Below are 15,259 nucleotides of genomic sequence, written 5' to 3' on the forward strand. Positions count from 1 at the left end.
CCACTTTAAAACGCAAAACCCCACCAGCGGGAGGTGGGGTTTATGGAGCGCTTACCCTGAAGCAGCTCATACAGACGCCTGTCGAAGATAAACGAGGCCGATTTCATTGAGGCACCAGAAGAGTTAGCGCGAAAGAAATGCGGATTATAATCCGTGGCCTGTGCGTCCGCAAACGCACGATAGTGCCGCCTCAAGTTGAATTGAGACGGTCATGGATAAGTTGGCGAAAGCGTTAGGGGAACGCATCCGAGTGCAGAGGAAGGCCTGCCGGATTTCCCAGGATGCACTGGCGCTGGCGTGCAATATCGACCGCAGCTACGTAGGGCGGATCGAACGTGGCGAGGTCAACATCACCGTCGAGAAGCTGTATCGCATCGCAAGCGTGCTTGCATGCGATCCATGCGGCCTACTGCCTCAGGCGTCAGAGCTTTAGCCCACCTGATCGACGCTGGCGCTCAAGAAGGCTTGAAATTGCATTAATGCTGTCGGCCCTAACCTCATTATCCAGACTACTAGCTAGAACATTCCCCGACGCTTGTGATGCTGTCGAGGAGGCGTAAATCTATCAATGATGTAGCCGAACCCGGCGTGACTTGTTCTGACGCTCAGCTAGTTCCAGTTCTCTCACGCGCGCCCATAGCTGGAGGTTCTGTGTAAGCGCTCGATCACGCTGCGAACTGACCATCGCCAGCTCTTTTTCTAAAAACAAAACTTTATCTGCTAAACGTTTAATGCTTTTACCACTTGATGAGCCGCAGCCCTTGTCAGCCTCAGCACGACAAGCCTCGATCTTTGCGAGTAATGGCAAATGTGTTTTGCGAGACTTTTTCAGATAACCACGGTCAAATCCAGCCTCATGACTGACGATGCTCGCGGTAAGTTTGGATAGGTCTAGCCCTACATGCTCGGGCATAAAAGGCTTCCCATCGAGAAGGCGCTGCAAAGCTTCCTGACAGGCACCAACCCCCTTGCTTATTCCTTCACCAGACTTCATGACTAAAGCTCCACAGTGTCGATCAGGCGAGTCTTGAAAACCATTAGGCGCTCAATATCGCCCTTCACAATTTGATATTCGCCTGAGTCTTCTGCGTAGTTTGACAACTCGTTTTTCGCATCCTCAATGGCCGCACTTAACCTGGAGGGCTTGATAATCGCACCCTCGCAGGACAAACATTCAGTATAGTCACCGAGCATGAAGGAATCGCAGCGGCCCACCTTGGTGCAACCACCGAGTAGCGTTGGCCGATAGCTAATTGCACCGTTCTTCACCCGAAGCTCTGTATCGGCACGAATATCTTCAATCTTTATCTCGCCAGCTTCAACACGTTCTTTCTGCCTCTGCATGTATGAACCGGTGCCACCAAACAGCGGTTCTTCTTTGAACAGCAGATCTGCAATCAACTGATTGGCCACCGACATCGGCATGGCCATCTGGAACTCGAAAGCAAAGTGGTTATATGGTAGCACGAAGTCTATTTTCTTCTCGTCATAGTAGCCAAAAATGGTGCGCAAGTTATCAAAGCCATTCGCATAATAGCGCGCCATCTGAATGGTCATATGCTTGAACTGCGCTCGCAGAGTCGGTAGCGAGAGAAAGCCGCTACTGCTTCCATAGAAGGCCAACGAACGTCGGAATTGATGGCTAGTCAGCGGCCAGGGCTGGCCTACTGCAAAATCTGGCTCATTGTAAAAGTCACGAGAAGGGTCGCTCTGAGCCAACTCTTGTAAATCCTCTGATTGAATCGATAAGGATTTCAAAGCACTGCCCATCGTTGCTCTCAATGTAAAGTCTGTTACACCAACTTCTGCACAATTCTTCGTTTTACACAGGACGGACGGATTGATGAATAGCGGACAACGATCATCCAGTTCAATCCTATAGAGCCGGGCTAAACCACGACAAATCGCCTGGCCAACCTCGACCGCCTTGACGACTTCGCCTGCCGCGAACCATGCGCTTTCTTTCTTGTAACCGCTAAACTTCGTGGTAGTCGATAATATGTGTACTGATTGCGGTTGATCGCGCATAAAACCTTGATCATCAACCACTGAACATCTCACGACTTGATCAGATAAGCAGTTATAAGACATACGCATCACCTCTTGATCACGCATGCCGGTATATAGGTGTATCACCATTCTCACCACATACTGCATCTTGAGAAGGACTCGCTGCAGCTTTCTCTTTTCGGAACAGGCAAACTCACCGACAAAAACCGCAGCCAGACCATATTCCTCTATTGCTTGCTGAATACCGGGGCGATAGCGCGACTTACCACCAACCCCCAAAGATTTTTGACGGTGCGGAGTAAGACCGAAATACTCATCAGCAAAGCACGATATAAATGAATCAATATTCCCAACACCCAAGTAAAGATGATCGAGCAGGTCGCCACAAATATTTATTAAATTCAAATAAAGGCGTGTCGGAATTACCGGATGCTGTTTAGAATCAGGTCTTCTCAAATCAAAAACTCTTGGATTCAGCACAACATACCCTAGGCGTTCCTCGCCCACACTAATCAATCCGTGCAATATCCCACTAAGAACCGTCTTGTCAAAATTACTTTCACTAACAAAAGCCGCTAGATAAACAGGCACGGTAAAAAGCTGCTGCAAGGACAGCACACCAACCATTGACTTCTTTTTCTGCGCATAGCAGAACTTCATAGCGATGCGCAGCACAACCCAATATGAAATAATCGTAGATGCACTCAGCTTACCAATCCGCCCACCGCCAGCGAAATAAATAAGACAATACAGAAGATATTTGGCTTCTTCGATCAGCGCTTGCTGATCATGACCATAATCACCGAACACCATATCGAAGCGTATTCGGCCAATTTTTTTTGCACTCAGCCTGTACGGGTTAAAGTCCCATACAGACTCGCCGTACACTGCCGTTGCATTGCCATACTCAGTGCGACAGATAACAAAATCCGACGCGGGCTTCCCATACAGCTGAGCCGCACTATCTGGCTGGCTGGTGACTGGAAACTGGCCGCTAGAAAAAAGACTACCTATCGACTGAACAGCAGCACTCAAAATACGATCCCCATTTTTTCATAGCGACCCAACCGGACTTCCCAAAACTTAGTTAACTCGCCGTATTCAAACACCTTAGCTTTAACCTTTTCGACTGTCTGTTTCACCGAGCTAGAGCGCTCACTAAGAGCATCGACTATAAACTCGATCCGGATAGATAACTCTTTGAAAAGTGCCTCAGTATGCGCTGCATCGGGGGCCGATTTACGCACGGCATTGACCACGTATTGCAAACTCAGAATTTTATGCAGATCCTCCTCATCGCCGTGACATAAATAGTTTTCGCAGTACAAACAACCATATTGGGTGCGGCAGTTCGGCTCTATAATCAATCCCACATCAGTGGCAGACGTCGGCTTATTGAAATCCTCGCAGTGACCCGCCGCTATTGCGACACTACTTGCTACAGCCTTGCGGCTTCGCTCACGCACAACATGAGCAGCGTGGCGTATTGCATCCCAAAACAGGCTGAACTCGGATTGCTGCTGTTCAGGTGTTGCCTCTGCATAGGTAGAAAGATTCACCGCTTCGGTGTGATTGAGGGATGCCGCTACCGTGGACGGCGACAAACGTGCAGAGTGCATTTCAGTGCTTTTGTGCTTGCGTATTTTACGAGTTGAAAGTCTTGGTACAGTCGGATCAAGAAAGACCCCGCTAATAAACTCATAAAATTTTTCTAAGGAGCTTGTCACGTTAAGATCACCAAAGCTTTTGCAAGTTCTAAGCTGACCAGACGTAGGCATTGCAAAGAATAGTCGCTCATGTCTCGCACCATCCAAAATCCACGCACGCAGCTTTAAATACTCTTTCAGCAGCGACAAACCCGAGCCCCGCCCAATGTTGTAAAGCGTTGACTTTCCGCCAGCCCGAAATTTCACAGCCGACAACTCTTTCTTGAGAGGGGACTTTTCAACTTTGAGTGCGTCTTCGTAACTAAACTGCTCAAATTCAGCCGGAGTGGCACCTGTAATCATAAAAAAAAGGATAGCATAGGCTTTCGCCGCAAGACTCGCTAGATTAAGACGATGCCAGTTGCGCCCATCTTCATTAGCCGCATCCAAAGATGCCTGGGAGCTTCTTAGTTCGCGCGCGACATTATAATTTCTCGGCTTTTTTCGGCCAAGCCTCTCGAAGGCCGCGAAGTATTCTTCGGCCGTAGCAATTCGCCGCTCAGCTGAGTTATATGAAGGAGCAGCATCCTTAAATGGGCTGCTCGCGCCTCGGTTGGACGGAAATATAACAACTTCATAATCTCTAACTCCAACCACGAGCGGGTAAGGTTTTTTATTCAAGATAAAATCACTGCACTGCTGGGCAATGGCAAAGCAAACATCTCTATACAACTCGACATGAGCAGCGCCTGCTGTTGCAGAACCTCTATCTGGAACAATCCTTACTGCACCAGCAAGAATATGGACACTATTATCTGGATAAAGTAATTTGATCAGGCTGGATGCTCTAGTTTGGTAGCTTGACGCGGTCCGGGGCTTCAGCTTTTTATCGGATATTTTTTGATTTAGATGCGCTGTATAATCTCGATATGCCTTTTGAGCATCCACGCTACTGGAAAATATTTCTCGGTAACCCTCAGCGTTCAACCAATCAATAAAATATTCGGTATGGAAGAAATTTGCCAAGACTGACTTATCACGCAGACCGACAAAAGACTCCAAAACTCTCACAATCAGCTCACGACGACTTTCAACGAACGACTCAATCACCAATGGCGTCCCGCGATCATCATGAACACTTTTATTCTTACCACGAATGAGATATGCAAAACTACCAATATCTAACGGCTTCTTTTTAACCTTAACGGTCAGCTGCAATCGCAAACGCTCAGGTTCGGAAAACTCCTGAACCAACTCATTTAGCGTAATAATTTTTGTATTTTCGCGATGCTCTAACAGCTGCCGACTACTCATTCTTGGACCGTCAATTTCATGACTTCGTAGTTACCGTTAAACAATTTCTTCTCCCACACCTCTTGGGCGATGACTTTTTCGTGAGTCATATTGAATAACTTTAGATAGTTTTCAGTTGTTTCCCTAGACTCGTGATGCATACGTTTTTGAATAAAATCAATATCCTCCCCTAATTTCAAAACGCCTTCTTGAACCAACGGTTGCAGGCGCTGGTAGAGTTGATAGGCAAAAGTCGCTCGCAGCCAGTGATATGTAAAATCTTTTGGAAATTGGCTAGAAGCTGTACTCTGCAATTTTCGCTTTATTGTTTCCGTCACCTGCCCTGTCTGTGGCGACCTAACAATTGCGTAACGCGGATCATTTGAAGCCATGTAATAACAATTGCCTTGATCGGAGAGAAACAAATACATATCGTCCTCTTCTATCAACAGACCGGGATGACTGACTTCTAATTGAGCACGAAATTTTTCCCGCCGTCTCCTCATCATCGGACTACGTGCAAGCGTGACCAATTCTTCAGCAAGTTGCTTTGGAACATACAGAACTTGAGTTTTGTCAAATTTCGTATCAATGCCTGTGCGCGGGCCGGCATGCAATTTATAGGCACATTCCGGCACTAGTTTGTCTTCTGTAAATCCTTTCAAATGCTTCAAGCGTATGGTCAAAACACTTTGCTTACGAGCTCCAGTCATCAGAGACGTGAGAAGAATCAACCGCTCAATCGTTGACCATTTCTTTTCATTAATGGCCTCCAAAAGCGCGCCTAACTCAAGATTGGAGAGAGGTCGAAGATCCTCGCCATCTTCACGCACGAATCCCAAAGGAACGGAGCTACTAGGCGGCGTACGCCGCGTTTGGCTGCGCTTTTCAGCATCGATGATTTTCGCGCCTTTTGGGCTCTGCACGATAAGCCGCACTTGCTTGATCGTATCAACACGCTTTAGATCGAGGTAATGCCAATGCTCGGAAACGTACTTATAAAAGTGATAGACCGCAGCGGTATATTGATTGATGACCTGATTACTGCGACGGCCTTCTTTAATCAGGTGATAGAAGTACTTGTAAGTCGGGCGAAGCGAAGGACGGGCACCGGAAAAGTCGAGCCAATCCAGATTGTTATCCTCACAGAATAGGAGGTAATCCAACAGTTTACTGGCACGACGCCTAACATCATCAGTGCGTCGACTTGCAGGAGCCCTATCACGCATGAGACTCAGCAAGTAGTCGTTCGCTTCGTGCCAAGGGTTGCCATTAGCACTAAACAAAAATGGGAAATTGAACAGGGCACGGTCATTCCCTGAACCGACTTCATCGCATTTATAAAGCAGATTGGATTCAGCCCCCTCAAGCGCTGACTCAATAGAGCCGCGAGGCGCTTCACTGACATGCAGGATAGCGAAGGCATCCTGCAAATTCGGGATGAGAATCAGACGACCTTCGTGACGCGGATTGGTGTAGGACATTCGCCCCCCCTGATGAATCAGTCAATCCTATATGTTATGCGTCAGTTTACAATCGCTACCTGTCAATCTTTTTGTTGTTAAGCGATTCAACCCAAGGGTCTAACTTATGGAATAGCTTGGGATAGCGCCCCTTCAGATCCTTCTTCACGTCGGCGTAGGTACTGCGCCAGAAGTTCGCCAGATCCTGGGTCACCTGCACCGGCCTGCGCGCTGGGGACAATAGGTGCAACTTCACCGCCTGCCGGCCACCGGCGATGCGCGGCGTGTCCGCCAGCCCGAACAGTTCCTGCAAACGCACCGCCAGGATCGGCGGCTGTTCGCTGTAGTCCAAACGCACCGATGAGCCCGACGGCACTTTCACATGCTGCGGCGCCAGTTCGTCCAGGCGTTGGGGTAGCGGCCAAGGCAACAGGTTGTGCAGGTAGCTGGAGATATCCAGGTTGGCGAAATGGCTCAGGCGCGAGACTTTGCCCAGGTAGGGCATGAGCCAGTGCTCCAGGCTGGCCAGCAGGGCGCTGTCGCTGACATCGGGCCATTCGCTGGTTTTGCCGGCGTCGAGCTGGCGCAGCAACAGGACGCGGGCCTGCCATTGACGCAATTCCGGGGTCCAGGGCAACAGCTCCAGGCCCTTGCGGCGCACCAGGTTGACCAGCGCCTGGTTGCGCGCGGCTTCATCCAGGCCCGTCAGGGGTTCGCGGCTGAGCACCAGCTCGCCGACTTTGCGCTGGCGTTCGGCGCGCAACACGCCCTCGCGCTCATCCCAGTCCAGTTGGTCAACGTTGCGCACTTGCTCGGCGAGCACTGTCTCGAACAGCGCCGGATCAAAGTCGGCCGCCAGGTAGATGCGCTCTTCGCGCTGGCCCTGACGGCTGCCCAGGTCAGCGATCACCAGCCAGGGTTGTTTCATCAGGCTGTCAGCCTCGGCGAACAAGGCCGCACGGCCGTTGGCCAGGCGGTATTCAGCGCCACCGGGGCGACGTTGTTGGGCGACGCGGTCGGGGTAGGCCAACGCCAGCAAGGCACCGAGCCAACGCGGGTGGTCGGGATCGGCCACCGGTTGGGTCGCCTGGCCACGTAAATAGCCGCGGTATTGCCGAGCCAGTTGCTTGGCGCGCTGCACCCCGCCTTGGGTTCCCCGCGCACGTTCTTCGCCAGACATTAACGCCAGGCGACTGTGCAAATCGGCGCCGCCACCGCGCAGGATATCGCGCTCGCCTAACAGCGCGGCGACGTCACACGCAGTGGCCGCCAGCCCCAAATCCTGACCGCGCAACAGCAGATGGGCGATCCGTGGGTGGGCGGGCAACTCGGCCATTTTCTGGCCATGGGCGCTCAGTTTTTCGTCATTCAAGGCGCCCAGGCGTTGCAGCAGGTCCTGGGCCTGGGCATAAGCCGCGGTCGGCGGCACATCCAGCCATACCAACTGCGTGGGCGTGACGCCCCAGCGCGCCAGTTGCAGAGCCAGGCCAGCGAGGTCGGCCGCGAGGATTTCCGCACTGCCATAGGCGGCCAGGCCGTCGTGCTGGTCTTCGGACCATAAGCGATAGCACACGCCCGGTTCCAGGCGCCCGGCCCGGCCCGCGCGCTGGGTCGCGCTGGCGCGGGAAATGCGCTGGGTATCGAGACGGGTCATGCCGCTGCCGGGGTCAAAGCGTGGGACCCGCGCCAACCCGGCGTCGATCACCACGCGCACGCCATTGATGGTCAGGCTGGTCTCGGCGATGTTAGTGGCCAGCACCACTTTGCGCTTGCCCGTGGGCGCCGGGTCGATGGCCGCGCGTTGGGCGTTGAGATCGAGTTCGCCATGCAGCGGGCACAGCAGCACGTCACTGCGCTCCCCCAGGGCGTCGGCCAGTTGCTGGTTGACCCGGCGAATCTCCGCCTGCCCCGGCAGAAACACCAGCACGCTGCCGGTTTCGTCATGCAGGGCGTCGAGGATGGTTTGCACCACACGCGGCTCGATAAACTCACCGGCCTGGTACGGCCGCCCCCAGCGCATCTGCACCGGGAACATGCGCCCTTCGCTGCGCAGGATGGGGGCGTTGTCCAACAAGTCGGCCAGGCGCTCGCCTTCGAGGGTCGCGGACATCAGCAGGATTTTCAGCGGCTGCTCGTCGCGAAACAGATCGCGGCCGTTCAGGCTCAAGGCCAGCGCCAGGTCGGCGTCGAGGCTGCGCTCGTGGAATTCATCGAAGATCAGCAAACCCACGCCGTCCAGCGCCGGGTCGTCCTGCAGGCGGCGGGTGAGGATGCCTTCGGTGACGACTTCAATGCGGGTGTTGGGGCCGACCTTACTGTCGAGACGGATGCGGTAGCCGACCGTTTCGCCGACTTTTTCCCCCAGTTCGCTCGCCAGGCGTTCGGCCGCGGCACGGGCCGCGAGGCGCCGAGGTTCGAGCATCAGGATGGTTTGCCCGGCAAGCCACGGCTCATTCAATAAGGCCAAGGGCACGCGGGTGGTTTTACCGGCGCCGGGGGGCGCTTCCAGCACGGCTTCATGGCGATTCGCCAAGGCGTCACGCAGGGCGGGTAAAACATCATCGATCGGCAACGAATTCATACTGGCTCCAAAGCAGAGCGGCGAGTATAACGGCGAACTGCCGGGTGCCGGTGGTGGTCTCCTATAGGCGCGAGCTTGCTCGCGAAAAACCACAGCGCACCACACACATTCACGCAGTACGCGTTATCGTTAACGTCTTTCGCGAGCACGCTCGCGCCTACAGTGACTGACAGGAGATTTTCCATGCGTATCGCTTCCCGTGTTATCGGCGGTGTCCTCGCCGTCACCCTGCTGAGCCAACTGACGGCCTGCGGCTCGATTTTCTACCCCGACCGCCGTGGCCAGATCGACGGCAAGATCGACCCGACCATCGCCGTACTCGATGCCGTGGGCCTGCTGTTCTACGTCATCCCTGGCCTGATCGCCTTCGGCGTCGACTTTGCCACCGGCGCGATCTACTTCGAACCGGGCAAGACCGCCCAGGTTGCCCCGGAAAAACTGCGCGAAGCCATCGGCGCGGACGGCAAGGTCGACAACGCCAAGTTGCAAACCATCATCCAGAAAGAAACCGGCCGCACCCTGCCGCTGGACGACCCGCGCATGATCCAGTTCAAGGGCAGCGTACAACAGTTGGCCGCCCTCGGCCTGCAACCGTCCGCCTAAGGATTTGACCCACCTATGACCAGCAATCCCGAACACGCCCGGCTGTTGCGCCTGGCCACCCGCGCCTCCGTCGGCGTGGCCAGTGTGCTGATTATCACCAAGGCTATTGCCTGGTGGCTCAGCGGCTCGGTGAGCATGCTCGCCGGCTTGACCGACTCGTTGCTCGATGGGGTGACCTCGCTGCTCAATTTGCTGGCGGTGCACTACGCCCTGCGCCCGGCCGATGACGATCACCGTTACGGCCACGGCAAGGCGGAGTCCCTGGCGGGCATGGCGCAAGCGTTGTTTATCGCCGGCAGTGCGGTGCTGATTGCGTTGCAGGCATTTGAACGGATCAAGCATCCCGAACCGGTGGGCGCGCCGTGGCTGAGCATCGGGGTGATTATTTTGTCCCTGGCGCTGACCGTGGCCCTGCTGATCCTGCAACACCGCGTGGTGCGGGAGACCGGGTCCAGTGCCGTGCGTGCCGACTCGCTGCACTACCGCTCGGACCTGCTGCTCAATGGCAGCATCTTGATTGCGTTGGTGTTGGCCGGCTTCGGCTTTCATCAGGTCGACGCCTGGTTCGGCCTGGGCATTGCGGCCTACATTCTGTGGAGCGCGATCCAGATCGCTCGGGAAAGCTTTGCGGTGCTGATGGATGAAGAGCTGCCGCCAGATGTCAGCCAGCACATGCTGGAACTGGCCCGTGGCGTGCCCGGTGTGCTGGGCGCCCACGACCTGCGCACACGTATCTCTGGCAACCACTGGTTTGTGCAATTGCACCTGGAGTTACCGGGGGAGTTGACCCTGACCGTGGCCCATGGCATCAGCGACCAGGCCGCCGATGCCATTCACCAGGCCTACCCGCGCGCCGAAGTGCTGGTGCACGCCGACCCGCTGGAAGTGGTGACCGGCGCCAAGGCCTAGTACTGCACCTGGTAGCCGCGACTGCTCAGGCAGTTGCCCTGGGCCTGGCGGTAGGTCTGCACCACCGCCGGGTCGGGGGCGTACGTAACGGCTTGCGGGTCGAAACCGCTTTGTTGCACCGCCCAGCGATAACAGTCGTAGCCGTCCTGTTGCACTTGGGCTGGCGACTGCCCGTTCGCCGGGTAAGCCACCACGTCATAGCCATTACCCTGCGGTGCCGGTGGAGGCGTGGGCACGGCGGTCGGCGGTTCCACCACCACGTACTGCTGGGTGCTGGTTTCGTAGGTGTAGTAGGCACCGGCAGCGAGGAAGAACAGCGCGCCGCCCACCCACACTTCCCGTGCGTAATCCGGCAGGTAATGCACGCGGATGCCGTACGGCGGCGTCACCACGACGTAGCGTGGGCCTTGCGGGCGGTACCAGTAGCCACCCGAAAAGAAGTAGTCCTGGCCACGGTAAGGCACGCGGTAGTTGCGGTCGGGGAAACGGTCAACGGTGTAGCCGGGGCGGTACTGTGGGCCCGGGCCCCAACCATTGCCGTGCCCATCGGGGCGGCCCGGCCAGCGGATGTCATTGGGATGGCCATTATTGAAGCCACCGCCCGGACGTGGGCCGGGACCATTGCCGGCCTGCCAGTGCGGATTGCCATCGTTGCGGCGTGGGATGTCCTGATAATAGCCTTGGCGCGGTTCCTGGGTCTGGCGGACGGTGTCCGGACGGCCCTGGATCGGCAGGTTATTCGCCGGCTGCGGCTGCGGTGCTGGCCGAGGCTGTTCAGCCCCTTGTGGGCGACCTTGCCACTGCCCACCACCGTGCTGCTGTTGCTCGGCGCGATCAAAATGCTGGTTCTGTGGACGGGGTTGATTGTTTTCTGGCCGAGGCTGGTTGTTTTCCGGCCGTGGTTGATTGTTCTGCGGGCGCGGTTGGTTATTTTGCGGGCGCGGCTGTTCATTACCTTGCCGTCCGCCCTCAGGCCCTCTTTCATGCTGGCCGCCCCCTTCGGGACGCGGGTCTTCTGCCATCACTTGCGTGCCGACGGTCACCATCAGCAAACCTACACCTGCCATACGCCAGATGCGCTTCATGCTATTCCTCACTGCGGATAAGGGCCTGGAACATGCGGCCTCATAGATAAGACTGGAAAAGCCTCGCCCGGTTCTGAGACAGGTTATCAGTCACGAGAACAATTTTCGCAGACAAAGAAAAAGGGGCGACCCGTCGGCCACCCCTTGAGAATTTCGTCCTGGCTCAACGCTTATGACGTTGGCTCACCTCACGCCGTCTTGTGGACAGTGTGCAGCCTGGAGGCCGGCTCAACCCTGCTGGGGTGGCGGCCGCAACGGGCCTGATTGGGCTCGCTGCAGTGGACTGTTGTCCAGGCGGTGATTCTGTTGGTAATCATAGGCGCGCCGCCCCGACAGATGATTGCGAAGATTGCGTCAATAAACAGTGCTTGCGCAATTTTTAACCCTTCATGGATAATTCACCGCAATAGTTACGACAAAGGCTAACCCAATGAGCAAGCTTGACCGATACGACCTGAGTATTTTGGCGGAATTGCAGCGCGACGCGAGGATCTCCAACCAGGAGTTGGCCGAGCGTATCGGCCTGTCGCCTTCGCCCTGCTCACGCCGGGTCAAGCAATTGGAAGATGACGGCTACATCGCCCGCCAGGTCGCCTTGCTCGACCGCAAGATGCTGGGCCTGAGCCTCACGGCGTATGTGCTGATCGGCATGGATCGCCACACCCCTGAGCGTTTCGAGAACTTCGAAGCGGCGATCCGCACCCTGCCACAGGTATTGGAATGCAGCCTGGTCACCGGGATGGATGCGGACTATCAGTTGAAAGTGGTGGTGCCGGACATGGACCACTATCAGAAACTGCTGCTGGGCCACCTCACCCGTATCGAAGGCGTGACCAGCGTGCGGTCGAGCTTTGTGCTCAACCAGGTGCTCAACAGCACCGAATTGCCGCTGACCCACCTGCGTACTTAAGATCAATGAAGGTCAACTGTGGGAGGGGGCTTGCCCCGATAGCGGTGTGTCAGCCACAGACTAACTGACTGTCCCACCGCTATCGGGGCAAGCCCCCTCCCACATGTGGTCTGTGTTTCACCCGTGCAGTCTGCCTGCGACGCACCGACGCAGGTCAATGTTGCGCCTGTGGCACTGCCGTATACTTGCCGCCTGCCCCCGTCGGAAGAATCCATGAACAACATCGACCCCGCCCTCTTTGAAGAATGGATGATGACCGGCCTGGTCACCCTCCTGATTATTTTCATGGGCTTTATCGTCTGGGACCTGGCGAAGAAGTCCAAGGCTGGGCGCTTTGGCTCGTTCATCCTGTTTTTCGTGCTCGGCCTGGGCGTGGCCGCGTTCATCATCAAGAGCGTGGTGATCGGCCTGATCGAGTCCGGCGCCTTATAAGCGCGCCGGCACTTCCTTCCATTGGCCCTGGTCCAGGCCATCGATCGACCACTCGCCAATGCGCACACGCACCAGGCGTAAGGTGGGCAGCCCCACCGCCGCGGTCATGCGCCGCACCTGGCGGTTTCGCCCCTCACGAATGACCAGCTCCAGCCAGTAAGTCGGCACGCTCTTGCGAAAGCGGACCGGCGGGTTACGCGGCCACAGCTCGGGCTCGTCCAGTTGCCGCGCTTGGGCCGGCAAGGTCTTGCCGTCGTTCAGTTCGACACCCTCACGCAGACGTTGCAGCAGCTCTTCAGTCGGTTCGCCTTCCACCTGTACCCAATAGGTCTTCGCCAGCTTGTGCTTGGGGTCGGCAATTCGCGCCTGCAACTGGCCATCGTTGGTCAGCAGCAACAAGCCTTCGCTGTCGCGATCAAGGCGGCCTGCCGGGTAGATGCCGGGAATGTCGATAAAATCCTTGAGCGTCGCCCGCCCGCCTTCGTCGCTGAACTGGGTCAGCACATCAAAGGGTTTATTGAACAGGATCAACTTCGGCTCGGCCGGTGGCGCCTTGGCAACACGGCGCGCGGCAGAATACGGAGGTTTCACGCCAGGGCGACGCGAATCGGGACGGTTGGGACGGGACATGGCGAAGGAACATCTAACGGTCAGGACCGACAATGCTAGTGGCCTGACCGCCAAATGACCATCCCAACCGCTTAGCGGAACGGCGGCTCGTCGAAGCTGCGCAGTTTGCGCGAGTGCAGCGAGTTGAGTTCGGTGCGCAACAGGTCGACCGCCTCGATGCCGATCTTCAAGTGCTGGCTGACCGCACGCTCATAGAACGCATTGGCCGAACCCGGCAACTTGATTTCGCTGTGCAGGGGTTTGTCCGACACGCACAGCAAGGTGCCGTACGGCACACGCAAGCGGTAGCCCTGGGCGGCGATGGTGCCGCTCTCCATGTCCACGGCCACGGCGCGGGACAGGTTGATCAGCGGGCGCTCCTGGGCCCAGCGCAGCTCCCAGTTGCGGTCGTCGTAGGTCAGCACGGTGCCGGTGCGCAGGCGTTTTTTCAGCTCTTCGCCCTTTTCGCCGGTGACGTTGGCCGCCGCCTGCTGCAAGGCCATCTGCACTTCGGCCAGGGCTGGAATCGGAATGTTTGGCGGCACTACGCGGTCGAGAATCCCGTCGCGACGCATATAAGCGTGGGCCAGTACGTAGTCGCCGATGGTCTGGGATTGGCGCAGGCCGCCACAGTGGCCAATCATCAGCCAGCAATGCGGGCGCAGCACGGCCAAGTGGTCGGTGATGTTCTTGGCGTTGGACGGGCCGACGCCGATGTTGACCAAGGTCACGCCGTGGCCGTCGCTGGCCTGCAGGTGATAGGCCGGCATCTGGTAACGGTGCCAGACCACGCCTGCGGCAATTGCCGACGCTTCGCCGTGGTCCATGCTCTTGTCGATGATCACGTTGCCCGGCAGCACCATGCGGATAAAGCGCGGGTCGCTGCGCAATTGCTCCAGGCCATGCAGGATGAACTGGTCAACGTAGCGGTGGTAGTTGGTCAGCAGGATCCACGGCTGCACATGACGCCAGTCGCTGCCGGTGTAGTGCACCAGGCGGCGCAAGGAAAAGTCCACGCGGGCCGCGTCGAACAAGGCCAGGGGCAACGGGTCGGTGTTTTCCCAATCATAGAGGCCGTCGGCGATACCATCGGTGGCGGCCGACAGGTCGGTGCTGGGGAACACACGTGCCAGGGTCGCGGCGGTCACGCCGGAGCCGGCCAGCTCGTCGCCCTGCTCCACCACGTATGGGTACGGGATGTTCTGTTGGCTGACGCCGACTTCGACCGTCACGGTAAAGTCGTGCATCAATGGCACCAGTTGCTCCAGCAAATACTTACGGAAGGCGGCGGGATGGGTGACGGTTACGCTGTAGGTCCCTGGCAACTGGACCTTGGCATACGCCCGGGTGGTCTGTGGGACTTCGCCGTGGCAGTGGTAGGTCAAGCGCAGTTCCGGGTAGCGAAACAGGGCACGTTGCTCGGCGTCCGGTTCGACGCGGTCCTTGAGGTATTGCTTGAGGGCTTGGTTGAGCGCGCCGGTAGCACGCTCATGCAGAGCCGCCAGCCGGTCCACGGCTTCTTCGGCGGTTTGAACGACAACAAAAGCTTCGGTCACGGTAAGCATCCTGTGTGCTGACTTGCAGGCCTTTATCTTGCCTGTATCCCGGCCTCACTGAAACAGTGGAGTTGGAATGCACTCAATAATGTGGGAGGCCCCCCTACCTCTTCGACGTAGTGCTGTCGCACATCAAACTGGAACCCCTGTGGCGAGCCCGCT

General features: G+C 56.6%; 13 protein-coding genes. 5 read left to right on the forward strand and 8 right to left on the reverse strand.

The window, feature by feature from the left end; all coding sequences use genetic code 11:
• The first annotated feature begins 211 nt into the window (after positions 1 to 211).
• Entirely contained in the window at positions 212 to 433 is a 222-nt protein-coding gene (locus ACODSV_RS33815) for a helix-turn-helix domain-containing protein (protein WP_010562496.1), read from the forward strand.
• A gap of 132 nt (positions 434 to 565) precedes the next feature.
• Here ACODSV_RS33815 and ACODSV_RS33820 read toward each other — a convergent pair whose 3' ends face one another.
• Genes ACODSV_RS33820 through hrpB form a run of 5 tightly spaced genes read right to left on the reverse strand, consistent with a single transcriptional unit; the run spans position 566 to position 8,993 of the window.
• Complete coding sequence (locus ACODSV_RS33820; protein ID WP_010562495.1) at positions 566 to 994, reverse strand: hypothetical protein; 429 nt, start codon at positions 992 to 994, stop codon at positions 566 to 568.
• Positions 995 to 996: 2 nt separating this feature from the next.
• A complete protein-coding gene (locus ACODSV_RS33825) occupies positions 997 to 3,045 on the reverse strand; it encodes a hypothetical protein (RefSeq protein WP_003132545.1) in 2,049 nt (682 codons plus the stop codon).
• Positions 3,042 to 4,970 carry a hypothetical protein gene (locus tag ACODSV_RS33830; RefSeq protein ID WP_003132543.1) on the reverse strand — a complete coding sequence of 643 codons (1,929 nt, stop codon included), beginning with the start codon at positions 4,968 to 4,970 and terminating at the stop codon, positions 3,042 to 3,044. The genes ACODSV_RS33825 and ACODSV_RS33830 overlap by 4 nt, the downstream gene beginning before the upstream one ends.
• Positions 4,967 to 6,433, reverse strand: coding sequence for a site-specific integrase (locus ACODSV_RS33835; RefSeq protein ID WP_003132541.1), 1,467 nt, complete (start codon positions 6,431 to 6,433; stop codon positions 4,967 to 4,969). The genes ACODSV_RS33830 and ACODSV_RS33835 overlap by 4 nt, the downstream gene beginning before the upstream one ends.
• 55 nt (positions 6,434 to 6,488) lie before the next feature.
• The gene (gene hrpB, locus ACODSV_RS33840) at positions 6,489 to 8,993 is read right to left on the reverse strand and encodes an ATP-dependent helicase HrpB (RefSeq protein WP_150054276.1); all 2,505 of its coding nucleotides are present in this window, start codon (positions 8,991 to 8,993) and stop codon (positions 6,489 to 6,491) included.
• Between the two features lie 183 nt (positions 8,994 to 9,176).
• Here hrpB and ACODSV_RS33845 point away from each other — a divergent pair, with 183 nt between their 5' ends.
• Together ACODSV_RS33845 and ACODSV_RS33850 are read left to right on the forward strand one after the other, a co-directional pair.
• On the forward strand, positions 9,177 to 9,596 hold the full coding sequence (locus ACODSV_RS33845) for a hypothetical protein (protein ID WP_024077549.1): 420 nt from the start codon (positions 9,177 to 9,179) through the stop codon (positions 9,594 to 9,596).
• A gap of 15 nt (positions 9,597 to 9,611) precedes the next feature.
• Positions 9,612 to 10,505 (forward strand): cation diffusion facilitator family transporter, encoded by an 894-nt coding sequence (locus ACODSV_RS33850; RefSeq protein ID WP_024077550.1) that lies wholly within the window; start codon positions 9,612 to 9,614, stop codon positions 10,503 to 10,505.
• Here the strand turns inward: ACODSV_RS33850 and ACODSV_RS33855 are convergent.
• Positions 10,502 to 11,590: a DUF6515 family protein gene (locus tag ACODSV_RS33855; RefSeq protein ID WP_102624473.1), complete on the reverse strand. Its 1,089-nt coding sequence runs from the start codon at positions 11,588 to 11,590 to the stop codon at positions 10,502 to 10,504. The two genes, ACODSV_RS33850 and ACODSV_RS33855, sit on opposite strands and share 4 nt — an antisense overlap.
• Before the next feature lie 430 nt (positions 11,591 to 12,020).
• On the opposite strand from ACODSV_RS33855, the gene ACODSV_RS33860 reads away from it, so the two are divergent.
• Positions 12,021 to 12,500, forward strand: coding sequence for an Lrp/AsnC family transcriptional regulator (locus ACODSV_RS33860; RefSeq protein WP_003194418.1), 480 nt, complete (start codon positions 12,021 to 12,023; stop codon positions 12,498 to 12,500).
• Between the two features lie 222 nt (positions 12,501 to 12,722).
• On the forward strand, positions 12,723 to 12,932 hold the full coding sequence (locus ACODSV_RS33865) for a DUF2788 domain-containing protein (RefSeq protein WP_025858220.1): 210 nt from the start codon (positions 12,723 to 12,725) through the stop codon (positions 12,930 to 12,932).
• Here the strand turns inward: ACODSV_RS33865 and ACODSV_RS33870 are convergent.
• Entirely contained in the window at positions 12,927 to 13,562 is a 636-nt protein-coding gene (locus ACODSV_RS33870; protein WP_069077052.1) for a pseudouridine synthase, read from the reverse strand. The genes ACODSV_RS33865 and ACODSV_RS33870 overlap by 6 nt on opposite strands.
• A gap of 71 nt (positions 13,563 to 13,633) precedes the next feature.
• Positions 13,634 to 15,106, reverse strand: a complete 1,473-nt coding sequence (gene amn, locus ACODSV_RS33875) for an AMP nucleosidase (protein WP_024077553.1) — start codon at positions 15,104 to 15,106, stop codon at positions 13,634 to 13,636.
• Between the last annotated feature and the right edge of the window lie 153 nt (positions 15,107 to 15,259).

This window comes from Pseudomonas sp. FG86 (genome assembly GCF_057808775.1).